The organism is Streptomyces subrutilus, assembly GCF_008704535.1.
In the GTDB taxonomy this organism is placed as follows: Bacteria; Actinomycetota; Actinomycetes; order Streptomycetales; family Streptomycetaceae; genus Streptomyces; species Streptomyces subrutilus.
Genome location: NZ_CP023701.1, coordinates 1,038,635 through 1,065,299, shown reverse-complemented (window position 1 = coordinate 1,065,299; position 26,665 = coordinate 1,038,635). Strand labels below are relative to the sequence as shown.

At 75.3% G+C, this 26,665-nt stretch carries 10 protein-coding genes; 3 read left to right on the top strand and 7 right to left on the bottom strand.

Annotation, left to right across the window (positions count from 1 at the left end; genetic code table 11):
• Nucleotides 1–17: 17 nt before the first annotated feature.
• From CP968_RS04510 to CP968_RS04495, 4 genes are all read right to left on the bottom strand, one after another.
• Nucleotides 18–227: an MbtH family protein gene (locus CP968_RS04510; RefSeq protein WP_150516748.1), complete on the bottom strand. Its 210-nt coding sequence runs from the start codon at nucleotides 225–227 to the stop codon at nucleotides 18–20.
• Nucleotides 224–15,853, bottom strand: a complete 15,630-nt coding sequence (locus CP968_RS04505) for a non-ribosomal peptide synthetase (protein ID WP_150516747.1) — start codon at nucleotides 15,851–15,853, stop codon at nucleotides 224–226. Before CP968_RS04505 ends, CP968_RS04510 begins: the two co-directional genes overlap by 4 nt.
• Before the next feature lie 45 nt (nucleotides 15,854–15,898).
• Nucleotides 15,899–16,945, bottom strand: a complete 1,047-nt coding sequence (locus CP968_RS04500) for an iron-siderophore ABC transporter substrate-binding protein (RefSeq protein ID WP_208835976.1) — start codon at nucleotides 16,943–16,945, stop codon at nucleotides 15,899–15,901.
• Nucleotides 16,946–17,043: 98 nt separating this feature from the next.
• On the bottom strand, nucleotides 17,044–18,408 hold the full coding sequence (locus tag CP968_RS04495; RefSeq protein WP_150516746.1) for a lysine N(6)-hydroxylase/L-ornithine N(5)-oxygenase family protein: 1,365 nt from the start codon (nucleotides 18,406–18,408) through the stop codon (nucleotides 17,044–17,046).
• A 246-nt stretch (nucleotides 18,409–18,654) separates the two neighbouring features.
• Between CP968_RS04495 and CP968_RS04490 the strand changes: the two genes are divergently transcribed.
• The 3 genes from CP968_RS04490 to CP968_RS04480 all read left to right on the top strand — a co-directional run bounded on the left by CP968_RS04490 (nucleotide 18,655) and on the right by CP968_RS04480 (nucleotide 22,349).
• Nucleotides 18,655–19,602, top strand: coding sequence for a methionyl-tRNA formyltransferase (locus CP968_RS04490; protein WP_150516745.1), 948 nt, complete (start codon nucleotides 18,655–18,657; stop codon nucleotides 19,600–19,602).
• A 181-nt stretch (nucleotides 19,603–19,783) separates the two neighbouring features.
• Nucleotides 19,784–20,914 (top strand): winged helix DNA-binding protein, encoded by a 1,131-nt coding sequence (locus tag CP968_RS04485; protein ID WP_150516744.1) that lies wholly within the window; start codon nucleotides 19,784–19,786, stop codon nucleotides 20,912–20,914.
• A 187-nt stretch (nucleotides 20,915–21,101) separates the two neighbouring features.
• Nucleotides 21,102–22,349 carry an MFS transporter gene (locus CP968_RS04480; RefSeq protein WP_229886331.1) on the top strand — a complete coding sequence of 416 codons (1,248 nt, stop codon included), beginning with the start codon at nucleotides 21,102–21,104 and terminating at the stop codon, nucleotides 22,347–22,349.
• Here CP968_RS04480 and CP968_RS04475 read toward each other — a convergent pair.
• Genes CP968_RS04475 through CP968_RS04465 form a run of 3 tightly spaced genes read right to left on the bottom strand, consistent with a single transcriptional unit; the run spans nucleotide 22,269 to nucleotide 26,391 of the window.
• On the bottom strand, nucleotides 22,269–23,561 hold the full coding sequence (locus CP968_RS04475; protein ID WP_150516742.1) for an NAD(P)/FAD-dependent oxidoreductase: 1,293 nt from the start codon (nucleotides 23,559–23,561) through the stop codon (nucleotides 22,269–22,271). The genes CP968_RS04480 and CP968_RS04475 overlap by 81 nt on opposite strands.
• On the bottom strand, nucleotides 23,558–24,955 hold the full coding sequence (locus tag CP968_RS04470) for an FAD-dependent oxidoreductase (protein WP_189828889.1): 1,398 nt from the start codon (nucleotides 24,953–24,955) through the stop codon (nucleotides 23,558–23,560). Before CP968_RS04470 ends, CP968_RS04475 begins: the two co-directional genes overlap by 4 nt.
• Nucleotides 24,952–26,391, bottom strand: a complete 1,440-nt coding sequence (locus CP968_RS04465; RefSeq protein WP_150521712.1) for an FGGY family carbohydrate kinase — start codon at nucleotides 26,389–26,391, stop codon at nucleotides 24,952–24,954. Before CP968_RS04465 ends, CP968_RS04470 begins: the two co-directional genes overlap by 4 nt.
• Nucleotides 26,392–26,665: the final 274 nt, after the last annotated feature.

The window sequence follows — 26,665 nt, the reverse complement described above, 5'->3', positions numbered from 1 at the left end:
CCCGGCCTTCCGGGGTGTCAGGCCTGGCGGCCGATCAGGCTCTTGGGCCGCAGGTCCGTCCAGTTGGCCTCCACGTGGGCGAGGCAGGCCTCACGGGTGTCCGCGCCGAACACGGTCGCCCACCCCGCCGGCACCTCGGCGAAGGACGGCCACAGCGAGTGCTGGCCCTCTTCGTTGACCAGCACCAGGAAGCTTCCCTGCGGGTCCTCGAACGGGTTGGTCGTCATGCGTTCTCACTCCTCGTCGTCCTTGCGGACATGATCGCGAACAGCTCCGAGAGCGGCTGCCGCGGGTCTGCGGCCACGTGCTCGACGAGCACGTGGAGTTCTTCGGCGAGCTGCCGGGCCTTTGCGGTCCCCAGCAGCTCGGTGGCATGGATCAGCTCGCCGTGGACCGGCCCGTCCCCGAGCGGCTCGTAGAAGCTGAGCGTCAGCTCGGCCGCCGTGCGCGACGGGGGAACGGCGTGGAAGGCGCCCATGCCGCCCTCCAGTTCGCCCAGGTCGGCCTGCTCGTGGTGGACCACCCGCACCTGCGGGCCCCGGGGCGGCAGTCCGGCCGCCCGCAGCACCTCGTCGAACGGCACCTCCTGCCGGTCCAGGGCGTTCAGCGTCGTCTCGCGCACCCGGGTCAGCAGCTCCTCGAACGTCGGGTCGCCCCCGGTGTCCGTGCGCAGCACCACCGTGTTCAGGAAGCAGCCCACCAGCGGCGCGAGCCGCTCGTCGGACCGTCCCGCGACCATCGTGGCGATCGGCAGGTCCGTGCCGGCGCCGTGGGCCGTGAGCAGCGCCGACAGCGCCGCCTGCAGCACCATGAACATGCTGGTGCCGGTCGTCCGGGCCAGCGCGTCCACCCGGGCGTGCAGCCCCGCGTCCAGGACGAAGGGCACCTGGCCCGCCGTGTACCCGGCCGGGCCGGGCTCCGCCGGGCGCGGCCGGTCCGTCGGCAGTGCCAGGGCGTGCGGGACGCCCCGCAGGGTCCGGCGCCAGTACGCGAGCTGCTGCCCGCCGGCGCCCGCCGGGTCGGCGAGGTCGCCGAGCACCTCGTGGGCCCAGGCCGCGTAGTCCGCGTACGAGACGGGCAGCGGCTCCCACGCGGGCGCCCGGCCGTCGGCCCGGGCCGCGTAGGCGGTGGTCAGGTCCCGGAACAGCGGCACCACCGACCACTCGTCCACGGCCAGGTAGTGCGAGGCCAGCAGCAGCGCCTGGGCGCCGTCCGGAGCCGTCAGCAAGTGGGCCCGCAGCGGGGCCTCCACGGCCGGGTCGAAGGCCCGGGCCGCGCGCTCGGCCAGCGCGGCGTCGAGGTCGGCGCAGTCCTCCACGCGCAGCACCGGCGGCTCGGCGGCCGGCCGCAGCCGCAGCGTCCCGCCGTCCGGCGCGAAGGAGGTGCGCAGCGGTGCGTGCCGCTCCACCAGGTCGGCCAGGGCCGCCGTCAGGGCCGCCGGGTCCAGACCGCCCGGGCCGCGCAGCGCGAGCGCGCTGTCGAAGCCGGGCAGCAGCCGGTACGCCTCCCACTGCGCGCGCTGCACCGGAGCGGCCGGCGCCCCGTCCGGCCCCTCACCGGAGCCGGACGCCGCACCGGCGCCCGCCCGCAGTGCGGGCCGGGCGGCCCGTGCGCCGTCGAGCCGCTCCGCCAGGCCGCTGACCGTCAGGGCGTCGAAGACGTCGCGGATGCCCAGCTCCACCCCGAACTCGGACCTGATCCGGCCGAGCAGCCGCATGGACGCCATCGAGTGGCCGCCCAGCGCGAAGAAGCTGTCGTGGACACCGACCTCGTCCAGCTTGAGGATCTCCCCGAACAGCCGTGCCAGCCGCGCCTGGGTGGCGTCGGCGGGACGGGCGTCGCCCGTCATCCCCGACCAGTCCGGCGCCGGCAGCGCCTTGTGGTCCAGCTTCCCGTTCGGGGTCAACGGAAGCGGGCCGTCCAGCGGCACCACGAGGGCGGGCACCATGTACTCCGGCAGCAGCCCGGCCGCGTGGGCGCGCAGGGCGCGCGGATCGAGCTCCCCGCGCTCCGCGACGGCGTACCCCACCAGGCGCACGATGTCCCCGTCCCGGTCGGCCACCACCGTGGCCTGGGCCACGTCCGGGTGGGCGGCCAGGGCGGCCTCGATCTCGCCCAGTTCGATGCGGAAGCCGCGGATCTTCACCTGCGTGTCGACCCGGCCCAGGAAGTCCAGGTTCCCGTCGCGCCGCCAGCGGGCCCGGTCCCCGGTGCGGTACATCCGGCTGCCGGGCGGCCCGTACGGGTCGGCGACGAACCGCTCCGAGGTCAGCCCGGACTTGCCGAGGTAGCCGCGGGCCAGGCCGCGGCCGGCCACGTACAGCTCGCCCGTCACGCCCGGCGGGACCGGGGAGAGGGTCGCGTCCAGCACGTAGCAGCGGGTGTTGGGGTCGGGGCGGCCGATCGGCACGCGTCCGCCGGGGCGCCCGCCGGACTGCCGCGCCGGCCACAGCGTGGAGTTCACGGTGGCCTCGGTCAGCCCGTAGGCCGCGATGAGGTTCACCGAGGCGCCCCACCGCTCGAAGAGGTCCGGCGGCACGGTCTCGGTGCCGACCAGGATCGTCGAGCCCTCGGGCAGCTCGCAGCCGGCCGGCAGGGCCGACACCAGCGAGGGCGGCAGGATCATGTGGGTGATCGCCTGCTCCGCCAGGAAATCGGTGAGGGCGGTGCCGGCCACCCGGGCCTCGTCGGGGACGAGCACCAGGCTGCCGCCGTGGCACAGGGCCATGGCCAGCTCGAACACGGCCACGTCGAAGCCGATGGAGGCGAACTGCAGGACCCGGCTGTCGCGTTCCAGCCCCATCCGGTCCACCGCCGTGGCGACCAGGCTGGAGATGCCCTCGTGCGGCACGGCCACGCCCTTGGGGCGGCCCGTCGAGCCCGAGGTGTAGATCACGTACGCCGCCGCGTCCAGCGGTACGGACGGCAGCGCCGCGTCGCCGTCCGACGGGGCGTCGAGCGCGGCCGCGGTGTCCGGCGCGTCGAGCAGCAGCACCTCGACGCCCTCGGCCGCGGGGATCTTCCCGGCGACCGGCTCGGTGCCGACGACCAGGGCGGCGCCCGAGTCCCCGACCATGTACGCGAGCCGGTCCGCGGGGTGGACCAGGTCGAGCGGCAGGAAGGCCGCGCCGAGCCTGAGGACGGCCAGCACCGTCGCGACCATGTCGGCCGACCGCGGCACCGCCACGCCGACCACGCTCTCCGCGCCCACCCCGCGCCCGGCCAGCAGCCGTGCGATGCGCCGGGAGCGGGCGTCGAGCTGCGCGTAGCTCAGCGTCCCGGACCGCTCCACCACCGCGGGGGCGTCCGGCCGCTCGGCGAGGCGCCGCGCGAACAGTTCGGGCAGGGAGGCCTCGTCGACCTCCCGGCCGGTGGCGTTGAACCCCTCCAGGACCAGCCGGCGCTCCTCGGGGTCGAGGACCTCCAGCCGGGACACCGGCAGCAGCGGATCGGCGGCCGCCAGCGCGACGAGCCGCCGCAGCCGCTCGCCCAACAGCTCCGCGGTCTCCCGGTCGAACAGCTCGGTGGCGAACTCCAGCCGGCAGTCCAGCCCGTCCGGCTCCGCGCCGGCCCCGGTCCGCTCGGTGAAGCTGAACACCAGGTCGAACTTGGCCGCGCTGATGCGGAACGGTACGAACTCCACCGCCAGCCCCGGCAGGGACAGCTCCCCGCCGGTGCGGTGGTGGTAGCCGACCATCACCTGGAAGAGTGGGTTGCGGGCCAGCGAGCGGGCCGGGTTCAGCTTCTCCACGACCGCCTCGAAGGGCACGTCCGCGTGGGAGAAGGCGGCCAGCGCGGTGTCGCGCACCCGCGTCAGCAGCTCCCCGAAGCCGGGATCGCCGCCCAGGTCGGTGCGGAGCACCAGGGTGTTGACGAAGAAGCCCACCAGGTCGTCCAGGGCCTCGTCCCCGCGCCCCGCGATGGGGGAGCCGACCAGGATGTCGTCGCCCGCGCCCATCCGGTGCAGCAGCGCGGCGACGGCCGCGTGCACCACCATGAACATGCTGGCGTTGTGCTCCCGGGCCAGGCGCCGCAGCCCCTGGTGGGTCTCGGCGTCGAACGCGACCTCCAGCTCCCCGCCCGTGAAGGCGGGCCGGGCCGGCCGGGGCCGGTCGGCGGGCAGCTCGGTCTCCTCCGGCGCGCCCTCCAGGGCGGTCCGCCAGAACTCCAGCTGCCGCGCGGCGAGGCTCGCCGGGTCGGCGGCGTCGCCCAGCAGATCCCGCTGCCACAGGGCGTAGTCCGCGTACTGCACCGGCAGCGGCTCGAAGCGGGGCTCCGTGCCGTCCAGGCGGGCGGCGTAGGCCGTGGCCAGGTCGCGCAGGAACGGCCGGTCCGACCACTCGTCCGTGGTGATGTGGTGCAGCAGCAGGACGACCACGTGGTCCTGCGGCGCCACCGTGAAGACCGTGGCCCGCAGCGGGAGTTCGGACGCCAGGTCGAACGGCCGGTCCACCGCCGCGTCGATCAGCGCGGGCAGGTCCGCCTCGGCGGCCGCCGCCACCTCGACCACCGGCCGGGCCTCGCCGGCGGGCAGCACCCGCTGGAAGGCCTGGCCCTCGCGCACCGTGAAGACCGTGCGCAGCGCCTCGTGGCGGCCCGTGACGTCGGCCAGGGCCGCCGTCCACGCCTCCACGTCCAGGGCGCCGCGCAGCCGCATCACGAGCGGGAAGTTGTAGGCGGCCGAGGCCGCCTCGATCTGCTGGATGACCCACAGCCGCTGCTGGGCGTGGGAAAGCGGCAGCTCGGCGGGCCGCTCGCCGGCGGTCAGGGCGGGCCGGCCCGCGTCCTGCCGGCGCCCGGCGCGCTCGGCGAGTTCGGCGACGGTGGGGGCCTCGAACAGGTCGCGGATCGCCAGCTCGGCCGCGAGCGCGGTCCGGGCCCGGCTGACCAGCCGGGTGGCGAGCAGCGAGTGCCCGCCGAGGTCGAAGAACGAGTCGTCGATCCCGACCGCCCCCTCGGGCAGCCCGAGCACCTCGGCGAACAGGGCGCAGAGGGCCTCCTCCCGCGGCGAGCGGGGTGCCCGCCGGGGGCCGGAGCCGCCGAGGTCCGGCGCGGGCAGCGCCTTCACGTCGAGCTTGCCGTTCACGGTCAGCGGCAGCGTGTCCACGGCGACCAGGGCCGCCGGGACCATGTAGCCGGGCAGCACCGACTTGAGGTGCTCGCGCACCGCCGGCAGCAGCGCGTCGCGGTCCCCGCCGTCCGGCTCGGGCACCACGTACCCCACCAGCCGCTTGTTGCCCGCGTGTTCCGCCACGACGACGGCCGCGTGCGCGATCCGCGGATGGTCGGACAGGGCCGCGCCGATCTCGCCGAGCTCCACGCGGTAGCCGCGGATCTTGACCTGGTCGTCGGTCCGGCCGAGGAAGTCGATCAGCCCGTCCGGCCGCTGCCGCACGAGGTCGCCCGTACGGTACATGCGCTCGCCCGGGGCCCCGAAGGGGTCCGCGACGAACCGGTCCGCGGTCAGGGCCGCCCGGTCGTGGTAGCCGCGGGCCAGCCCGGTGCCGGATACGTACAGCTCGCCCGGGCAGCCCGGGGGCACCGGCCGCAGCATCGCGTCCAGGACGTGCCCGCGGGTGCCGCGGATCGGCCGGCCGACGGTCGGGGTCGCGCTGTCGGCGGTGGACCCGCCGAGGGTGTTGATCGTGTACTCGGTGGGGCCGTACAGGTTGTAGCCGTACGTGTCCTCGGTACGGGCCAGCCGGGTCCACACGGCGTCGGAGACGGCCTCGCCGCCGAGCAGGACCAGCGCGGGCCGGTGCCGGCCCGCGGCCTCGTCGTGCTCCAGCAGGCCCTCCTCGATGAGGAGCTGGGCGTAGGTCGGGGTCACGTTCACCACGTCGACGCGGTGCAGGTCGCAGTAGGCGACCAGAGCGGCGGCGTCGCGCCGCAGCTCCTCGTCGCACACGTGGACCTCGTGGCCCTCGACGAGCCAGAGCAGCTCCTCCCACGACATGTCGAAGGCGAAGGAGACGGTGTGCGCGATCCGCAGCCGCCGCCCGCCGGCCGAGGCGATGGCCGGGTCGAATACCTCGACCTGGTGGTTGAGCTGCATGTTCGTCAGACCCCGGTAGGGGGTGACCACGCCCTTGGGGCGGCCGGTGGAGCCCGAGGTGTAGATCACGTACGCCGGGTGCTCCAGCCGGTCCCCGACCGTACGGGCGAACGCGGGCCGCTCGGCGTCGGTGACCGTCCCGTCGGGCAGCGCGGCCAGTTCGGCCGCCACCGCCGGGTCGTCCAGGGCCAGTTCGAGCGCGAGCGGACCCGCCGGGCCGCGCAGCGTCGGCGCGACCGCCGCCGTGGACACCAGGCACAGCGGCCCGGTGTCCTCGACCATCATCCGCAGCCGGTCGGCCGGGTGGTCCAGGTCCAGCGGCAGGTACGCCGCGCCGGTGCGCAGCACCGCGAAGAGGGCCACGACCATCTCGATCGAGCGCGGCAGCGCCAGGGCGACGACCCGCTCGGGCCCGGCGCCCCGGGCGAGCAGCAGCCGGGCCAGCCGGTTGATCCGCCCGTCCAGTTCGGCGTACGTCAGCTCCTGCGCGCCGAAGACCAGCGCCACCGCGTCGGGGGTGCGCGCCACCTGGTCGGCCAGCAGGTCCGCGACGGTGTCGTTCGGCACGGACCGGTCGGCCGCGGCCAGCGCGCCGTCCAGGGCCGTGCGTTCGGCGGGCAGCAGCAGGTCCAGGGCCGCGACCCGCTCCGGCAGGCCGTCCAGCAGTCGCCCGACCAGCGCCCGGAACCGCTCCAGGGTGGCCGTGGCCTGCTCGTCGCCGATCAGGTCGGGCCGGTACTCCAGCTTGACGCCGACGACCTCGGCCGGGTTGACGATGAGCGTCATCGGGTAGTGGGTGGCGTCCACGCTGCCCACGCCGGTGATGCCGTGTCGCTCGGAGAGCCGGCGGAAGCCGTCCTCGTCCGCGAAGTTCTGCAGCACGTACAAGGTGTCGAAGAGCACCCCGAGCCCGCCGGCCTGCTGGAGTTCCGCCAGGCCCAGGTACTCGTGGTCCATCACCGCGACCCGCTCGGACTGCACCCGGCGCAGCAGCTCCAGGACCGTCTCCTCGGGCCGCAGCCGTATCCGCAGCGGCACGGTGTTGAGGAACATGCCGATGGCGCTCTCGGCGCCCGGCACCTCCGCCGGGCGCCCCGCGACCGTGGCGCCGAACACCACGTCGTCGCGGCCCACCGCGGCCGACAGCACCAGCGCCCAGGCCGTGGACAGCACCGCGTTGACCGTCAGCCCGTGCTCCCGGGCCGAGCGGCGCAACCGCGCGCTCAGCTCCGGGCCGAGGTCCAGCGAGCCCCGGCGCGGGATCGTCGGCTCGCCGCCGCGCTCCCGGGCCACGAGCGTGGGCTCCGCGAGCCCGGACAGGGCCGCGCGCCAGGTGGCGCGGGCCGCGTCGAAGTCCTGCCCGGCGAGCCAGGCCAGGTAGTCGCGGTAGCTGCCGGGGGTTTCCATCCCGGTGTCGTCGCCCGCGGAGGCGTACAGCGCGAGCAGCTCCTCCAGGAACAGGGACTGCGACCAGCCGTCCCAGGCCACCAGGTGGTGGCTGAGCATCAGCCGGTCGGCGTCCGGGGTCAGCCGGATCAGCCGGAGCCGGAACAGCGGGGGAGCCGCCAGGTCGAAGCGGCGCAGCCGGTCCGCCGAGGAGATCTCCGCCAGCGCCTCGTCGCGCTCCTCCGGGGACAGCTCCGTCAGGTCGGTCTCGGTCAGCGGCACCTCGATCGTGTCCGGCGGGCAGAGGAACTGCACCGGGCCGGGCAGCCCCTCGCCGGTGATGCCGGTGCGCAGCCCCGGGTGCCGGGCCAGCAGCGCCGCGCAGGCCGCGCGCAGCCGGCCCGCGTCGAGCCGGCGGTCGAAGTCGAAGCAGTCCTGCGCGGTGTAGACGTCCAGCCCGGAGGCGTCGTAGCTGGCGTGGAAGTGGATGCCCTCCTGGAGCGGCGACAGCGGCCAGATGTCGGCGACGGGCGCCGGGCTGACCCGCTCCACCCGCTCGATCTCCCCCTGGCCGAGCTCGACCAGGTCCAGGTCCCCGGGCCGCAGCCCCCGGCGGACCGCGGCACCGTCCCCGGTGCGCGCGATCAGTTCGCGCAGGGCCCCCGTCCAGGCGTCGGCCAGTTCCACCACGTCCGCCTCGGCCAGGGCCGCGTCCCCGTCCTGCGGCCACGTCCAGGTGGCGCGCAGCTCGGGCCCGTCCGGGGTGTCCGCGCAGACCGCGTTGACCTGGAGCGGGTACGGCATCGCGAGTCCCGCGTCCGGCTCGACGCGCAGCGCGTCGGCCTCGGCGGCGGGCGCCCAGTCGCCGGTCTGCTCGGCGGGCAGCCGGCCGAAGTAGTTGAACAGCAGCTGCGCGCCGGACAGCTGGGCGAAGACCGGGGCCAGCTGCGGGTTGAGGTAGCGCAGCATGCCGTACCCGGCGCCGGAGTCCGGAGCCGACCGCACGGCCTCCGTGACCCGGCCGAGGACCTCCAGCGGGTCTCCCGCCGCGGGCAGGCGCACCGGGTGCAGGCCGGTGAACCAGCCCACGGTGCGGGACAGGTCCAGCGCGTCCCCGAACCCCTCGCGGCCGTGCCGCTCCAGGTCGACGAGGAGCTCGCCCTCGGGCCGGCCGCCGCGCCGGGCCGCCGCCAGCCGCAGCGCGGCCAGCAGCACCTCGGTGACGTCGGCGCCGGCCGCCGCCGGGACGGTCGTCAGCAGCGCCCGGGTCTCCTCGGTGGTGAGCCGGACCTCGTGCTCGCGCGCCGACCCGGCCGTGCCGCCGCGGCCCGTACCGGGCAGCAGCTCCGCGCCGGGGGCCAGCACCTGCGCCCAGTAGGGGAGTTCGGCCTGACGGCGCGGGGAGACGGCCTGCTCGGCGACCTCCCGGGCGAACCGCCGCAGCGAGGTCGCCACCGGCTCCAGCACCGGCCGCGCGCCGCGGGCCACCGCCTCCCAGGCGGCGGCCAGGTCGCCCAGCAGCACCCGCCAGGACACCCCGTCGACCGCCAGGTGGTGCACGACCAGCAGCAGTCGGCCCTGCGCCCCGTCGCCCGCGTCGAACCAGACGGCCTGGACGACGTTCCCGGCGTCCGGGTCCAGCCGGGAGGCGGCCGCGTCGGACTCCGCCGCGACCAGCTCCCGCAGCGCGTCCGCGTCCAGCCCCCGGGCGTCGGCCCGCCGCAGCGCCGCCGCCGCGTCCACCGCGCCGACGGGCCGGACCGCGGCCGACCACAGCGCCGGGATGGCCGGCCCCAGGTCCATCCGGGACAGCACCATGCGCAGCCCGTCGTGGTGGTCCAGCACCGCTTGGAGCACCTCGGTCAGCGCGGCCGCACCGGCCCCGGCGGGCGTGCGCAGCAGCATCGACAGGTTGAAGCGGCCGATCGGACCGCCGTCCTCGCGCAGCTGGTGGACGATGGGCAGCAACGGCAGGTCGCCGACCCCGTCGGAAGCGGGGGCCGGCGCGGCCGCGGCCGCACCGGCCGTGCCCGCCGCGGCCGCCAGGGCGGCCGGGGTGCGGTGCTCGAAGACCGCCCGGGGCGTGACCGTCAGGCCGGCCTTGCGGGCCCGCGCGGAGACGGACATGGACAGGATGCTGTCGCCGCCCAGGACGAAGAAGTCCTCGTCCGCCCCGACCTCGTCGAGGCCGAGCACGTCGGCGAAGATCACCCGCAGCCGCTGCGCGCGGTCCTCCGGCGAGCCCGCTCCGGCCGGCCGGGCGGCGCGCCGGGCCTCGGGCGCCGGGAGGGCGGCGAGGTCGGTCTTGCCGGCCGCGGTCAGCGGCAGCGCGTCCAGGGACACGAAGTGGCTCGGCACCAGCGGAGCCGGCAGCGACGCGGTGAGCGAGGCCCGTACGGCCTCCGCGTCCAGCCCGGCGGCCGCGTCGGCCGGGACCAGGTAGGCCACCAGCCGGGTCACCCCGCGCTCGTCGGCGCGGGCGACGACCACCGCCTCCCCGACGGCGCTCTCGCTGCGCAGACGTGCTTCGACTTCCCCGAGTTCCACCCGGTTACCCCTGATCTTGACCTGGTGGTCGGTGCGCCCCAGATAGGTGAGCACACCGTCCGCGTTGAACTGGACGAGGTCCCCGGTGCGGTACATCCGCTCCCCGGGACCGCCGAACGGATCGGCGACGAATCGCTCCGCCGTGAGCGCGCGGCGCGCGTGGTAGCCGCGGGCCAACTGGGCGCCGGCGACGTACAGCTCGCCCGGCTCGCCCGCGGCCACCGGCCGCAGGTACCGGTCGAGGACGTGCAGGCGGGTGTTCCACACCGGGCGCCCGATGGGCACCGTGCCGGCCGCCCCGGCGCCGGCCGGCGGCTCCGGGACCGCCTCCCAGCCGGTGACCTGGATGACGGCCTCGGTCGGCCCGTAGACGTTGAACAGCGGCACCCCGGTGCGCTCCCGCCAGCGCCGCGCCAGCGGGACCGTCAGCGCCTCGCCGCCGCTGAACGCCCGGCGCAGCCGCGCCCACCACGGCCCGTCGGCGCCCTCCGGCACCTCGTCCTCGGCCAGCAGCGCGGTGTACAGCGAGGGCACCAGGTCGAGGGTGGTCACCCGCTCGGCGCGGATCAGCCCGGTCAGGTACGCCGGGTCGCGGTGCCCGTCCGGCCGTGCGATCACGACGGACGCGCCGGTCAGCAGCGGGACGAACAGCTCCTGGAGGGAAGGGTCGAAGCCAGCCGCGTACTGGTGCAGCACCCGGTCGTCCGGGCCGAAGCCGAACCGGTGCGCCGTCCAGGCCAGTTGGCCCGCCAGGGCGCGGTGCGTCACCACGACGCCCTTGGGCAGCCCGGTGGACCCGGAGGTGTACATCAGGTAGGCCGCGGCGTCCGGGTCGGCCTCCGGCAGGGCGTGCAGGCCGCGTACGGACGCCCCCAGGACGGTGCCGTCGTCCTCCAGCAGGACCGTGCGCACCCCGTCCGCGGCGGGCAGGGACTCCCGCGCCGGGCCGGTGGTGACCAGCAGCCGGGCCCCCGAGTCGGCGAGCATGTGCCGCACCCGGTCGCCCGGCAGGGCCGGATCGACGGGCAGGCAGACGGCGCCCGCCTTCAGCACCCCGAGCAGCGCGACCGCCTCGGCGGCCGAGCGGGGCACCGCCACCGCGACCACGGCCTCGGGGCCGGCGCCCTCGGCGACCAGCCGGTGGGCCAGCGCCTCGGCCCGCGCGTCCAGTTCGGCGTAGCCGGTCCGGCCGCCCTCGTGGCGCAGCGCGGTGGCGTCCGGGGTGCGGCGGACCTGCGCGGCGAACGCCCCGTGCACGGTGGTGTCGGCGACCGGCCGCTCCGCCCCGGCCAGCAGGCCGTCGGCGGCGCTCCGGCCGATCCGGCCGACCGGCAGCCCGGGACCGGACGCGAGCTGCCCGAGCAGCTCGCGCAGCCGGCCGGTGAACCGCTCGGCCGCGCCGTCGTCCAGCCGGGTCCGGTCGTGGTCGAGCTGGAGCCGCAGGCGGTCGCCCGGCAGCACGGTCAGCGCCAGCGGGTAGTGCACGGCGTCCCGGACCTCGGACCCGGCGATCCGGATCAGCCCGGCCGGGTCGGTCGGGTCGCCGCCGCCGGGCAGGTTCTCGACCACCACCAGGGCGTCGAACAGCTCGCTGCGGCCGGCCGCCCGCTGGATGTCCGCGAGCCCCAGGTGCTGGTGGTCCAGCAGCTCGGCCTGGCGTTCCTGGAAGCCGGCCAGTACCTCGGCCAGCGGCTGCTCCGGGCGCCAGGACAGGCGCGCCGGAACGGTGTTGATGAGCAGGCCGACCAGGGTGTCCACCCCGCGCACCGGAGCCTGCCGGCCCGACACGGTGACTCCGAGCAGCAGGTCGTGCGAGCCGAGGACGTCGCCGAGCAGCAGCCCGAACCCGCCCTGGACGACGCTGCCCAGGGTCAGCCCGAGCTCCCGGGCCCGCGCGCCCAGCGCGGCCGTCTCCGCCTCCGACAGGTCCAGGGTGATCCGCCCGGTCCCGCCGCCGCCCGGCGCCGCGGGCCGGACGGGCAGTCCGGCCGGCCCGTCGAGCCCGGCCAGTGCCTCGCGCCAGGCGGCGCGGGCCCCGTCCCGGTCGCGGCCGGCCAGCCAGCCCGCGTAGGCCCGGTAGCCCTGGTCGGCCTCCGGCCGCGCCGGGGCCCCGCCCGGCAGGTAGCCGTCCAGCAGCTGGCGCAGGATCAGGGAGACCGACCAGCCGTCGGCCACGATGTGGTGCAGGGTCAGGACCAGCAGGGAGCGGTCCGCGCCGAGCCGCAGCAGCGCCGCCCGCAGCAGCGGGGGCCGGCCGAGGTCGAAGCCCGCGGCGCGCTCGGCGGCCGCGGCCTCCTCCACCGCGGCGGCCTGCCCGGCCGGGTCGAGGTGCGCGAGGTCCGTACGGGTCCACGGCAGCTCGGCCCGTGCGCCGACGAGCTGCACGATGCGCCCGTCGGGGTGCTGGGCGAAGCCCGCCCGCAGCAGGGGGTGGCGGTCCAGCAGGTGCTGGACGGAGACCCGCAGGGCCTCGGCGTCCACGTCGCCCGCCAGCTCGACGGTGTCCTGTACGGCGTACCCGTCGGCCTCGGCGCCGTCCATCTGGGCATGGAAGTAGAAGCCCTCCTGGAGCGGCGTGGCCGGGACCACGTCGACGAGGTCCGGCACGAGCGCGGCGAATCCGGCCCGCTCGTCGGCGGTCAGCGGCACCAGGGAGAACGGCTCGGGCAGCGGCTCGGCGGCCACCGGGCCGGCGGGCGCGCCGCCGGTGGCCCGCGCGAGGGCGGCCGGGGTGCGCAGCCGGAAGACCTCGCGGGGGCTGAGCACGACGCCGGCCTCACGGGCCCGGGTGACGAGCTGGATCACGACGATGCTGTCGCCGCCGAGCTCGAAGAAGCTGTCGTGGACGCCCACCGAGGGCAGTCCCAGCACCTGCGCGAACAGCCCGGCGAACAGGGCCTCGGCAGGGGTCGTCGGCTCCGCGTCCCCGGTCAGGGACGTCCAGCGGGGCTCCGGCAGGGCACGGACGTCGAGCTTGCCGTTGGGCGTCAGCGGCAGCGGTCCGTCCAGGCGCAGTACGGCCGAGGGCACCATGTGGTCGGGCAGCAGGTCCGCGACCCGGGCGCGCGCGGCGCGCACCGTCGCGTCGGCGTCGGCGTCGGCCCCGGCGCCGGGCGCCGTCCGCGGGCCGTCCGGCCCTCCCGCGCCGTCCGCGCCGGTGACGAGGTAGGCCACCAGCCGTGCGGCGCCCCGCTGGTCCTTGACGGCGAGCACGGCGGCCTGGGCGATGCCCGGGCAGGCCATGAACGCGCTCTCGATCTCGCCCGGTTCGATGCGGTGGCCGCGTATCTTCAGCTGCCCGTCGGCCCGGCCGAGGAACTCCAGGTTGCCGTCCGCGCCCCAGCGGACCCGGTCGCCCGTGCGGTACATCCGGGTACCCGGCCCCCCGTACGGATCGGCGACGAACCGCTCCGAGGTCAGCACGGCCCGGCCGAGGTAGCCGCGGGCCAGGCCGCGGCCGGCGACGTACAGCTCGCCCTCGACGCCGACCGGTACCGGGCGCAGCGCCGCATCGAGCACGTAGGCGCGGGTGTTGGGGTCGGGCCGGCCGATCGGCGCGGGGCCCGGGCGGGAGGGGTCGGCGCTCCACAGCGTCGAGTTGACGGTGGCCTCGGTCAGCCCGTAGGCGACGACGATGCGCACCCGGCCGGCCCAGCGGGCGATCAGCTCGCCGGGCACGGCCTCGGTGCCGACCACGAGCACGGAGCCCTCGGGCAGTTCGCACTCCGCGGGCAGGGCGGAGACCAGGGACGGCGGCAGGATCATGTGCGTCGCGCCGTGCTCGCGGACGTAGTCGGTCAGGGCGGGGCCGGCGACGCGGCGCTCGGAGGGCACCAGGACGACGCGGCCGCCGACGCACAGCGACATGACCAGGTCCCACACGGTGACGTCGAAGCCGACCGAGGCGAACTGCACGACCCGGCTGTCCGCGTCGATGCCGATCCGCTCGGTGGCGGTGGCGATCAGGCTGCCGATGCCGTCGTGGGAGACGACCACGCCCTTGGGGCGGCCGGTCGATCCCGAGGTGTAGATGACGTAGGCGGCCTGGTCCAGACGGACCGGCACCCCGGGGTCGGCGGGGTCCAGCGCGGCGCGCTCGGCGGCGGATTCAGGGTCGTCGAGGAGCAGCGGGTCGGCGGCGCCGTCGGGCAGGCCGGCCGCCGCGTCGCGGGTGGTGACGACGGTCCGCGCGCCGGAGTCGGCGAGCATGTAGGCGAGGCGCTCCTGCGGGTGGTCGGCGTCCAGCGGCAGGTAGGCCGCTCCGGCCTTCATCACCGCGAGCAGGGACACGACGAGTTCGGGAGAGCGCGGGACGGCCACGGCGACCACGTCTTCGGCGCCGGTCCCGCGGGCGAGGAGCTGGCGGGCCAGCCGGTTGGCGGCCGCGTTCAGCTCCCCGTAGGTCAGGGTGCGGTCCTCGCAGACGAGGGCGGTGCGGTCCGGGAAGAGCGCGGCCCGCTCCTCGAAGGCGGCCGGCCAGGACACCTCGCGGGTGTCGGAGGGGGAGACGCCCAGCGTGTCGAGCAGCAGCTCGCGCTCGGCGGCCGTGACGACCTCGATCCGGCCGAGGGGCAGCTCCGGCGCCGTCGCGAGGGCGTCCAGGACCAGCCGGAAGCGCCGGGCGTGCGCGCCGAGCTCCTCGTCGCCGGTCACGTCCGCGTCGGCGTCGAAGTGGAAGCGGACGGCGCCGCGCTGCGACTCGCCTACGGTGACGGCCAGGTCGCTGACGGGACCCATCCACTGCGGGCGCAGGTCGCCCGGGTGGTCGCCGAAGCGCAGCCAGCCGGTGCCCGGGAGCACGTTGACGGTCGGGCCGACGAGTTCGGCCACGCCCTCGACGAGCCCGAGGTCCTTGGCCAGGTCCTCGGCCCGGTAGCGGCTGTGGCGCACCGCCTCGGAGATGCGGACGCGCACCTCATCCAGCAGTTCGCCACCGGTCATGCCGGGGCGGACCGACAGGCGCAGCGGGAGGATGTTGGACACCATGCCCGGGACCTCGGCGGCCTGCGGGTCCAGCCGGGTGGTGACGGGCAGCCCGAGGACCAGGTCCCGGGCTCCGGTGGTGCGGTGGAGGTAGGCGGCGACGGCCGCGACGACCAGCCGGGAGGTCCGTACGCCGGCCCGCTCGGCGGCGGCGTGCAGCAGGGCGGTGTCCTGCGCGGAGAACTCGTCGGTGCAGCGCACCCGCCGGGCTATCACGGAGGGGCGGCGCTCGAAGAGGCGGACCGGCTCGGGCCGGTCGGCGAGCCGCTCCAGCCAGTACGCGCGGTCCGCCTCGTACGCGGCGGAGCCGCGGTAGCGGGCCTCGGCGCCGGCGAGACCTCCGAGCGTCCAGTCGATCTCGCCGGAGGGCCGGCCGGCGCCGTAGATCTCGCCGGCGCGCCGCGAGAGCAGGCCGACGCTGACCCCGTCGACGACGAGGTGGTGGTAGCGCTGGTACCACAGGACGCGGTCGTCGGCGAGGCGGATCAGGGCGTGGTGGAAGAGCGGGCCGGCCGCGAGGTCGGGGGTCCGCCCGCGGTCGGCCTCCATCCAGTCCCAGGCCGCGAACTCGGCGTCGTCCGCGGCCCGCAGGTCGACGGTGGGGACGTCCACCGGGAACCGGTGGGCGTGCTGCCGGGGCTGTCCGTCGGGCCCGGCGGTGAACCGCACGTGCAGGCAGTCGGCCTCCTCGGCCACCTGCCGCACGGAGGCGGCCAGGCGGTCGAGGTCGACGTCCCCGCGCAGCTCCAGGGTGAAGGTGACGTTGTAGGCCGAGCTGTCGGGTTCGATCCGCTGGGCCAGCCAGATCCCCAGTTGCCCCCCGGTGACGGGGAGGGTGGGGGTGTGTGCCGGGTTGTCGTCCGGCTCGGCGGCGTCAGACATCGTTCGATCAGCCTTTCCCTGGTTCACGTGCGGTACCGACTGGGGTTACTTGATGGCCTCGAGCTTCGGGACCACCTGGTCGATGGCGTACGGGATGCTCAGGACCGTGTTGAAGGAGAGCGCGGCGCCGATGTCCGGGGTCTCGTAGGGCAGGAAGAGGTCCCGCTTCTCCTGGTGGACCTTGGTCTTCTGGTAGAGCGGGTCGGCCTTCATGGCGGCCTCCGTGTCGGCGGTGCCCAGCCAGACCGTGCGGTCGGCCTCCATCACGTCGAGGCGCTCGGAGCTCAGGTCGGCGACGTTCTCCTTGCCGAGGGCCGTGCGGTAGGCCTCGGAGGTGGTGAAGCCCATCTCGCTCAGGAAGATGACCTTGGGGTCCTTCGGGGAGAAGGCGGAGAACTTGCCGGGCTCGTAGGGCTCGCCGACGGTGACCGTCTTGTCCTTCCACTCCGGGTGCTTGTCCCGGACGGCCTTGAAGCGGGCGTCGATGCCGGCGATCAGCTTGTCGGTCTCGGCGTCCTTGCCGAGCGCCTTGCCGATCTGCTTCGTCATCACCTGCCAGGTCGCCTGGTAGTCCTCGGAGCCCTTGGGCTGCGCCACCACCTTGGCGATCTTGGACAGGGTGTCGTACTGCTCCTTCTTCATGCCCGAGTACTGGGCGATGATCAGGTCGGGCTTGAGCGCCGCGATCTTCTCCATGTTGTACTCGTCGCGCTCGCCGACGACCTGCGGGGGAGTGGAGCCCCACAGGTCCTTGGACCAGGACCACTTGCCGTAGGGCTGCTCCTTGAACCAGTCCACCGAGCCGACCGGCTTGATGCCGAGGGCCAGCACGGCGTCCTGGTCGGACAGGCCGAGGGTGACGACCTTCTTGGGCGCCGCGTCGATGGTGGTGCTGCCGTACTTGTGCTCGACGGTCACGGGGAAGGCGCCGGCCGCGGCTCCGCTCTCGCCGCCCTCGGCGGGGGCGGCCTTGCCGGTGTCGCTGTCGCCGCCGCCACAGGCGGTCAGGGCGAGAGCGGCCGCCGCGGCGACGGCCACGCGGGGGAGGAGGCGGCCGAATCTCGACGGGGCGGGACGGGTACCGAAGGGCACGGTGGTTCCTTTCACGGGTACTGCTGTTGACGTGGCGGTGCTCGTCCCCACGGCCCGGCGCGCGGTGCGCGCGCCGGGCCGTGGGGACGCTGTGGGGGTCAGCGGGTGGAGCCGATCCCGTCGGTGGCGCGGCTGCTCGACGCGGCGGCAGCGGCGGCGGCCGGCTGCGGGCCGCGGTCGAGGACCGACTGCAGGATGTCCCCGACCCGGACCGCCGTGTTCGACAGCAGGGACGAGGTGATGCCGTGGGTGTGCTCGGTGCCGCCCTGGAGGTATATCCCGCACCGGAGGGCGGGGTCGGTGGTGAGGCGGTAGTCCCGCTCGACCCGGACGCGGCCGTGCTCGTCGAGCAGGCAGTGGCCCGCCACGTCGCCGAGGAGGCCCAGGCCGTCGGCCGTCCGGTACCCGGTGGCGTAGATCAGCACGTCGGCGTCGAGGGGGGTCCGCTCGCCCGTCACCAGGGACTCGACGGTGGTGAGCACCTTGTTGGGGGTCTCGACCACGTCGGTGAGCCGGGAGACCTTCAGGAAGCGCAGCCGCTCCGTGCCCAGCACCTTCTCCTGGTACTGCTGGCGGTAGAGGTCGTCGATGAGGTCGATGTCCACCACGGAGTAGTTGGTGTTGCCGTGGTAGTCGATCAGCTTGCGCTTGACGTCCTCCGGGGCGGTGAAGTACTCGTCCACGGCCTCCGGGTCGAAGATCCGGTTGGCGAACGCGCTGTCGTCGGCCGGGCTGTAGCCGTACCGGGAGAAGACCGCGCAGACCTCGGCCTCGGGGAAGGTGCGGTGCAGGAAGGCCACGTTCTCCGCGGCGCTCTGCCCGGCGCCGACCACGACGAACCGGGTCGGGGCGGAGTCCTTCAGGGAGTCCACCCGCGTCAGCAGGTCGGAGGTGTGCCAGATCCGGTCCGTGCGCTCGACGCCCTCGGGCATCTGGGGCCGCAGGCCGGTGCCGATGACCAGGTTGCGGGCCCGGTGGACCACCTGCTCCGTGCCGGAGCGCGAGACCACGTCCACGTACTGGATGACGCCGTCGACCTCGACGGGCCGTACGGCGACGACCTCGTGGCCGTACGAGACCATGTCGTCGACCTTGGCGGCCGCCCACTCGAAGTAGTCGTGGAACTCCACGCGGAGCGGGAAGAGGTTCTTGTGGTTGACGAAGTCGATGAGACGGCCCCGGCTCTGCAGGTAGCAGAGGAAGCTGAACTCGCTCGTCGGGTTGCGCAGGGTGACGAGGTCCTTGAGGAAGGACACCTGCATCGTGGCGTCGTCGATCAGCATGCCGCGGTGCCAGCCGAAGCGGGGCTGCTGCTCGAAGAAGTGGGCGGTGACCGCCCCTTCCCTGCCGACGCCTGCGTTGTGCTCGCTCAGTGCGATGGCCATGGCCACGTTGGACGGCCCGAAGCCGATTCCAATCAGATCGTGGATCAATGGCGCATCGTCAGAAAGAGCCTGTGACATGTCACTCCCATCGGGGGGCGGCCGCTTGCCCGATGTCAGGGGGAAGCGGAAGCAAGGCATGCCGACGTGCGACTGCCAGGTTGAACTTAGGTGAGGCTAACCTGATCTATATGGATCTGTCGATGGGGTGGCGGGTACCTTCCGGGAAATTTCCTGTTCAACCCGCTGCTCGTGAGGGTACGTTGCGTAGTTAGGCAAGCCTTGCTTTACTGATGCAAGTCCATCATTGTTCTCAGGAGGAACCGTATGCGGGTCGTCATGTTCGGATATCAGACCTGGGGACATCGCACCCTGCAGGCGCTTCTGGACTCCGAGCACGACGTGGTGCTGGTCGTCACGCACCCCAAGAGCGAACACGCCTACGAGAAGATCTGGAGCGACTCGGTCGCCGACCTCGCCGCCGAGCACGACGTGCCCGTGGTGATCCGCAACCGCCCGGACGACGAGGAACTGCTCGCGCGCCTCAAGGAAGCGGACCCGGACATCATCGTCGCCAACAACTGGCGCACCTGGATCCCGCCGCACATCTTCAACCTCCCCCGGCACGGCACGCTCAACGTGCACGACTCCCTGCTGCCGAAGTACGCCGGGTTCTCCCCCCTCATCTGGGCGCTCATCAACAACGAGCCCGAAGTGGGCGTCACCGCGCACCTGATGGACGACGAGCTCGACGCCGGTGACATCGTGGTCCAGCGGGCGGTACCGGTCGGCCCGGCCGACACCGCGACCGACCTCTTCCACAAGACGGTCGACCTGATCGCCCCGGTGACCGTCGGCGCGCTCGACCTCATCGCCTCCGGCCGCACCGACTTCACCCCGCAGGACCGCTCGCAGGCGAGCTTCTTCCACAAGCGCGCCGAAGAGGACATCCGGATCGACTGGACCTGGCCCGCCGAGGACCTCGCGCGTCTGGTCCGGGCCCAGTCCGCCCCCTACCCGAGCGCCTTCACCCACCACCGGGGCAAGCGCCTGGAGATCGTGGCCGCGGTCGTGTCCGACGCCACGTACGGCGGCACGCCCGGCCGCATCTTCTACCGCGAGGGCGACGGCGTGGTCATCGTCGCCGGAGCCGACGCCCGCACCGGGCGCAACCACGGACTCGCCGTCACGCGGGTCCGCACCGAGGACGGGCGCGAGCTGCCCGCCACGGAGTACTTCACCTCGATGGGCGGATACCTGACCGGCCGTCCCTGACGGGCTGCACGACCAGTCGCCACGGGCCGACCGGTCGGCCGGCGCCCCGCCGAGGCCCCGGGGCGCCGGCCGGGCCATCGCCGCCGCGCGGATCATCCGATCCGTGCGGCGGCGGTGTCTTTCCGCCGGTCGCGCTCCGTGTCGGAACGGAGGGGGAATGACGGGGAATGAGGGAGAGCTGATGGAGCAATCGGCCGCCGCGGGGACGAACGGGGACCCCGCGCGGTCCCCGTTCGTCATCATCGGCGTGGGGAACACACAGGCCGACTGGGCGCTCGTGCTGAGCGCCCTGGCCAACGCCGACGTGACGCTCGGCGCACCACGGGTACCCGGGAGCGCCGGCCCGGACGCCACCGCGGGCGCACCGGTACGGACCGGCGGACCGGGCGCCGGCCGCGCCGGGACCGGCGCCGCCGCGGACACCGGTCCGGGGCCGGGGGCGCAGGGAGAGCCGGTGAGCGCGACCCCGCCCAGCGTGCTCGACCTGAACGCCTACCTCGTCTACATGATCGGCAAGGCGGCCCGGCGCAGGCTCACGGCCAAGCTGACCGACCACGGACTGCGCCTGTGGCACCTGACCGTGCTCGCGCTCCTCTCCGACCTCGGGCCGCAGGCCAAGGGCACCCTGGCGACACGGCTCGACATGAACGCCAGCGATCTCGTCAAGATCGTGAACGACCTGTCCCGGGCCGGGTACGTGGACTGCGCGCGCGACACCGTGGACCGCCGCCGGGTCGTCGTGGGACTCACCGGGGAGGGCCGCTCCGCGCTGGGCGCGCTCAACGCGGACATCGCCTCCGCGGACGAGGAGTTCCTCGCCCCGCTGACCGTTCCCGAACGCGCCCAACTCGGCTCCCTGCTGCGCCGCGTGCACCGGCACTTCGACGCGAGCCCCTCCCACACCGTGCACGAGGACCCCGGCCTGCCGGCCCCGGCCGCCGCCGCGGCGGGCAGCCGTACGGGCGCCGTCCGCAACGTCGAGGCGCTGCGCATCGACTGGAACCGGCCGGCCGAGGCGATCGAGCGGTTCGTCCGGACCCGCTCCGGCGCCGAGGGCCGCGCCTACACGCACCACGGCGGGCGCCGGCTGGAGGTCCTGTCCGCCTCCGCCACCGAGCACCCGTACGGCGGGGCGCCCGGCCGCGTGGTGCGGTCCGTGCCGGACGGGCTGGTCATCGTGGCCGGCCCGGACGCGAGCGGGGCGCCCGGACGCGGTCTGGCGCTGACCCGGGTGCGGACCGAGGACGGGGCCGAGATGTCGGCGCGCGACTACTTCGACCCGGTGGAGGGCGGCCTGACCACCGACGGCTGACCCGTGGGGCGGGGCGAGGCGCCGGGAGGGGCGAATTCCTCCTGACGCGCGGCGGATGAACCGGTCCGCGGACCGGACTGGATACGGTTCCTCACTGGATGCCGCGGATGTCGTGGATGTCCCGGGCGGCATCCGTGCCGCCCGGCGCGCGCCGCACGGAGGAGAGCGCGTGTACCGGAACCTGGTCATGGCCACGATCGGCTTCACGCTGACCTTCTGGGCCTGGGACCTCATCGCCCCGCTCGGAGCGGACTACCAGGACCGGCTCGGCCTGACCGCCGTCCAGCAGTCCCTGCTGGTGGCCGTGCCGGTGATCGTCGGCTCCCTGGGGCGGGTGCCCGTGGGCGCCCTGACGGACCGGTACGGGGCCCGGCGGATGTTCCCGCTCGTCGCCGCGCTCACCATCCTGCCCGTGCTGCTGCTGATCCCGGCCCGCGACTCCTACCCCGCCCTCCTCGGCGCCGGCTTCCTCCTCGGGCTGGGCGGCACCACCTTCGCGATCGGCGTGCCGCTCGTCAACGGGTGGTTCCCGCCCGACCGCCGGGGCGCGGCCATCGGGGTGTTCGGCATGGGCACCGGAGGCGTCGCGCTCTCCGGCTACTTCACCCCCCGGATCGCCGCGCACGGCGAGAACCTCCCGTTCCTCGTCGTCGCCGCGGCCCTCGCCTGCTACGCCGTCCTGGCCGCGCTCCTGATCACCGACCCGCCCGGCCGGACGGCCCCCGCGGCCCCGCTCGCCACCCGCCTGGCCGGAGCCGGGCGGCTGCGCACCACCTGGGAGCTGTCGGCCCTGTACGCGGTGGGCTTCGGCGGGGTGGTGGCCTTCGGCGTGTACCTGCCGACGTACCTGAAGACCTGGTACGAGCTCACCCCCACCGACGCCGGCACCCGGGCGGCCGGCTTCGCCCTGGTCACCGTGGTCTTCCGGCCCGTCGGCGGCTGGCTCTCCGACCGGGTCCACCCCGCGCGGGTGACGGCCTGGGCGCTGGGGGCGGTGGCCGTGTTCGCGGTCGTCCAGGCCTTCGACCCGCCGTTGGCGCCGCTGGGCACCGTCTGCTTCCTGACCATGGCGGCGGGCCTCGGGGCGGCGGGCGGCAGCGTCTTCGCCCTGGTGGCCCAGGTGACCCCGCAACGTCAGGTCGGCACGGTGACCGGCATCGTGGGCGCGGTCGGCGGCCTGGGCGGGTTCGTACCCCCGCTGGTGATGGGCGCCGTCTACAGCGCCGAGGGCTCGTACGCGATCGGCTTCATGCTGCTGTCCGACCTGGCCCTCGCGGGATGCGTCTACGCCTACGGCCGGATGCGCACGGTCGGCCGGCCGACGGAGCCGGCCGACGGACCGTCCGTCCCGTGCTCAGCCGAGGGACAGCACGACCGGACCGCCGGACGGGTCGACCCGGGCGGTCCAGCCGGGGGACAGCCGCAGCGACCGTGACGGCGACACCGGTCCGGGGAACCGCCGGCGCCACAGCGGCCGGCCGTCCTGGGAGGCCGTCACCACCGGGTGGTCGAGCGGTTCTCCGGAGCGCAGCAGCAGCGGCCGGACGGCCGGCTCCACGATCCGGTTCGGCGTCACCCACGCCAACGGCGCCCGGACGTCCAGCCGCGCACCGGGCTCCGGCCAGGGCGCACCGGCCAGGCGGGCCAGTACCGGGCCCGTGGCGGCCGCGCCCTCCGCCGCCGCGGTGGCGGCGCGTTCGACGCCGCGCAGCGCGTTCCCCACGGCGAACACGCCCGGGGTCGCCGTACGGAACGCACCGTCCACGGAGGGGCCGCGGGTGCCGGCGTCCAGGGCGATGCCGCCGCGCCGGGCCAGCTCGTGGTCGGGGATCCAGTCGCCCGTGAACACCACGGTGTCACAGGCGAGGAGACCCGAGCGGCCGTCCTCGTGGCGGACGGCCACGCCCGACAGGCGGCCCCGGCCGCGCAGTTCGGCCACCGTCGTCGCCGTGAGCAGCGGTACGCCCGGCAGGGCGGTCGCGCGCCGGTGCCCGGTGAGCATCGCCACCACCTCCGCCCCCGACCGGCGCAGGGTGCGCACCGCGTGCCGGGCCACCGGCTCGGCGCCCACCACCACGGCCCGGCGGCCGACGGACTGCCCGTACAGGTGCACCGACTGCTGGAGCTCGCCGGTGGTCAGCACTCCGGCCGGCCGGGAGCCGGGGACCAGCCGGGCGCTGCGGGGGCGCTCCCGGGCGCCGGTGGCCAGGACGACGACCCGGGCCGTGATCCGCTCCGGGCCCGCCGGGCCGGTGGTCTCCAGGGACAGCGGTCCGGCCCAGCCGGTGGCGCAGACCCCGGTGCGCACGACGGCCCCGGCGGCCACCGCGGCCGCGACGGCCCGCCGCGCGTACGCGGGCCCTCGGAGCCCGAGGGCCGAATCCGGGCGGCCCCGCTCCGCCTGCCGCCGCAGGCGGGCGGTCGCGCCGTACGCCCCGAGCCCGAGGAGGTCCGCGAGGGCGCCCGGGTCGCCGAGCGCCCCGGCCCGGCCGAAGCCGCCGTGGTGGCACTGGCGGGGGATCCCGCCCGCGTGCTCGTCGCGTTCCAGCACCTCCACCCGGCCCGCGCCCGCCGCCGCGAGACCGGCGGCCAGGGCCAGTCCGGCCGGGCCCGCCCCGACGACGAGCACGTCGACCGCGCGGTTCACCGGCGGGCCTCCTCGAACAGGGCGCGGACGGCGGCCCCGCAGTGGAAGCCCTGGCAGCGGCCGGCCCGCGCGCGGGTGCGCCGCCGCAGGCCGTCGGGCGAACCGGGCGGGACCGTCCCGGCCAGGGCGTCGCGGATCTCGCCGCGGGTGACCCGCTCGCAGTGGCAGACGATCCGGCCGTACTCGGGGTCGGAGGCGATCATCGCGGCGTCGCGGTACGGCCGGGGGAAGGCCTCGCCCAGGTTCGGCATCCGCACCGGCTCCAGGTCGCGCGCGCCGGCCGTCGGCAGCCCGCCCTCCGCGAGCAGCTCCACCACGTGGGCGGCGATGGCCATCGAGGCGGTCAGGCCCGTCGAGCGGATGCCGCCCACGGCGACGTACCGCCGGGCGGGATGCGACCGGATCGCGTAGTCCTCGTGCTCGGTGGCGGCCCGCAGCCCGGCGTACACGGCGGTGACCTCCTCGTCCAGCAGCGCCGGCAGGATGCGCCGGCCCTTCTCGCGGAGCAGCGCGATCCCTTCGGCGGTCGAGCCGGTGGCGGTCTTGTCGTCGAGGTCCTCGGCGGTCGGACCGAGCACCACCTTCCCGTACACCGTCGGCGACACCAGCACGCCCTTGCCGAGGGCCCCCGGCACCGGCAGCAGGATGTGGCGCACCAGGCCGCGGGCGAGTTCGTCGAAGACGATCAGCTGGCCGCGCCGGGGCGTCACCGTGAATTCCGCGTGGCCCAGGAGCCGGTCGATCCGGTCGGCGTACAGGCCGGCCGCGTTGACCAGGTACCGGGTGCGCAGCACGCCCCGGCCGGTGGCGACGGTGTGCGGATCGCCCGGGGCGACGCCGGTGACGGGGCAGTTCAGGTGGAGGTCGACGCCGGCCCGGACGGCCTGGGTCGCGTACGCGAGGGTGGTCGTCCAGGGGCAGATGACGGACTCGCCCGGTACGTCGAGCGCTCCCAGCACCCCGGGCCCGAGCTCCGGCTCGCGGGCCCGCACCTCCTCGGCCGGCGCGAGGCGCGCCGCGCGGTAGCCGTTGCGCACGGCCTTGTCGGCGAGACCCGGCAGCGCGGCGCGCTGCTCCTCGTCCCAGGCGACCAGGAGCGCCCCGAGGGGCTCCACGGGGATGCCGCTCTCGGCGGCGTACGCGGCGAGCATCCGCTGCCCGTCGCGCACCAGCCGGGCCTCCAGGGAGCCGGGCACCGCGTCGAAACCGGTGTGCAGGATGGCGGTGTTGGCCTTGGAGGTGCCGTCGCCCACGTCGTCGGCGGCGTCGACCAGGGCGATCCGCAGGGGGAGCCGGGCCAGTTCGCGGGCGACGGCCGAGCCGACCACCCCGGCGCCGACGACCGTCACGTCATAGGTGCCGCCCGGCAGCGCGCCGGCGGTGGTGAGGCTCACGCCGGGCCGTCGCCGAGCAGGGCCGCGACCGCCGTACGGAACCGCGCCCGGCGCTCCGCGGCCCGCCCCGCGTCGATCCGGGGCTCGTAGACGGCGGACGGCCGCCATCGCGGGACGGCCTCGTCGACGGTGAGCGAGGGATCGAGGCCGAGCCGGGCCACCGCGCCGACGCCCAGCGCGGTGGCGTCCGGCAGCGCCGACACCTCGACCGGGATGCCCAGCAGGTCGGCCTGGGTCTGCATGAGCACCGCCGAGCGGGTCAGTCCGCCGTCCACGCGCAGGGCGGCCAGGGGCGTGCCGAGGTCGGCGGCGACCGCGTCCGCGAGCTCCGCCACCTGCGCGGCGATCCCGTCGCACAGGGCGCGCACCAGGTGGCCGGCCGTGGTGTCGAGGCCCAGGCCGGTGACCGAGCCCCGCAGGTCGCCGCGCCACCAGGGGGCGGCGAGGCCGGCGAGGGCGGGCACGAAGGTGACGCCGCCGGCGTCGGCCGCGCCGCCGCCCACGGTGTCGAGGTCGCCGGGGCCCGAGATCACGCCGAGGTCGGTGAGCCAGCGCACGGCGGCCGCGGCCGCGTACACCTGTCCGTCCAGGCAGTAGCTGGTCCGGCCGGCGAGCCGCCAGGCCACGCAGCCGACCAGCCCGGACGCGCTGCGCCGGGGCAGCGGTCCGCTCTGGGCGAGGAGGAACGCACCGGTTCCGTAGGTGCACTTGGCGGTGCCGGGCTCGGTGACGCGCTGGGCGAGCAGCGCGGCCTGCTGGTCGACGAGGAGGCCCGTCAGCGGCAGTTCGGGCCCGAAGGCGCCGGTCGTGCCCACGCGGGTGTCCGCGTCGACGATCTCCGGCAGCCGCTCTCCCGCGAGGCCGAAGGCGTCGAGCGCCGCCGCCGACCAGGCCACGGTGTCGAGATCGAGCAGCTGGGTGCGGCCCGCGGTCGCCGCGTCGGTGACGAACGCACCGGTGAGGCGGTGCACCAGCCAGGCGTCGCTGGTCGTCACCACACCGCGCCGGGTCAGGTGGCGGCGTATCCAGGCCATCTTGGGCGCGGCGAAATACGGGTCGAGGGGCAGCCCGGTGGTGCGCAGCAACGCCTCCGCGAGCGGGGCGAGTTCGTCGCAGAGGTCGGCGGCGCGCCGGTCCTGCCACACGATCGCGTCGGTCAGCGGCTCCCCGCTCACCGGGTCCCAGGCGAGCACGGTCTCGCCCTGGTTGGCGAGCCCCACCGCCACCACCGGCTCGCCGGCCGCCGCGAGGGCGGCGCGTCCGGCGCCGACGACCGAATCCAGCAGCTCGCCGGGGTCGACCTCCACCCGGCCGCCCGGCAGGTGGCGGGGGCGGACGGGCGCGTATCCGGAGCCGATGACCCCGCGCACGGGGCACACCACGAGCGCCTTGGTCCCCGACGTCCCCTGGTCGACAGCGAGCACCGGGCCCGTCATCACCGCTCCGTCCCTGGTGTCGGCATCGTCGATCGTCGCCCGGAAGCCTTCACCAGGGGGACCTCGCACGTCAAGATCCTTCAGGCGTCGGGGTCACTTTACTGATGCCATGTCATATCGTGGCCATGGCTTGATGTTTGCGCTCGAACAAGAAACTGGATGCAGATGCTTCCACTCGCTCTATAGTGATCGCCGATCAACGGGAAGTGATCGGCAAGGGGTATCGACCGTAGGTCAACGGCCGGTATCCATCGAACAGTTCCCACACGGTTCG

Bases quoted from the DNA above. Each gene is read 5' to 3' on its own strand.
- CP968_RS04510 (WP_150516748.1), bottom strand. From the start codon at position 227: ATGACGACCAACCCGTTCGAGGACCCGCAGGGAAGCTTCCTGGTGCTG.
- CP968_RS04505 (WP_150516747.1), bottom strand. From the start codon at position 15,853: ATGTCTGACGCCGCCGAGCCGGACGACAACCCGGCACACACCCCCACC.
- CP968_RS04495 (WP_150516746.1), bottom strand. From the start codon at position 18,408: ATGTCACAGGCTCTTTCTGACGATGCGCCATTGATCCACGATCTGATT.
- CP968_RS04490 (WP_150516745.1), top strand. From the start codon at position 18,655: ATGCGGGTCGTCATGTTCGGATATCAGACCTGGGGACATCGCACCCTG.
- CP968_RS04485 (WP_150516744.1), top strand. From the start codon at position 19,784: ATGGAGCAATCGGCCGCCGCGGGGACGAACGGGGACCCCGCGCGGTCC.
- CP968_RS04480 (WP_229886331.1), top strand. From the start codon at position 21,102: ATGGCCACGATCGGCTTCACGCTGACCTTCTGGGCCTGGGACCTCATC.
- CP968_RS04465 (WP_150521712.1), bottom strand. From the start codon at position 26,391: ATGACGGGCCCGGTGCTCGCTGTCGACCAGGGGACGTCGGGGACCAAG.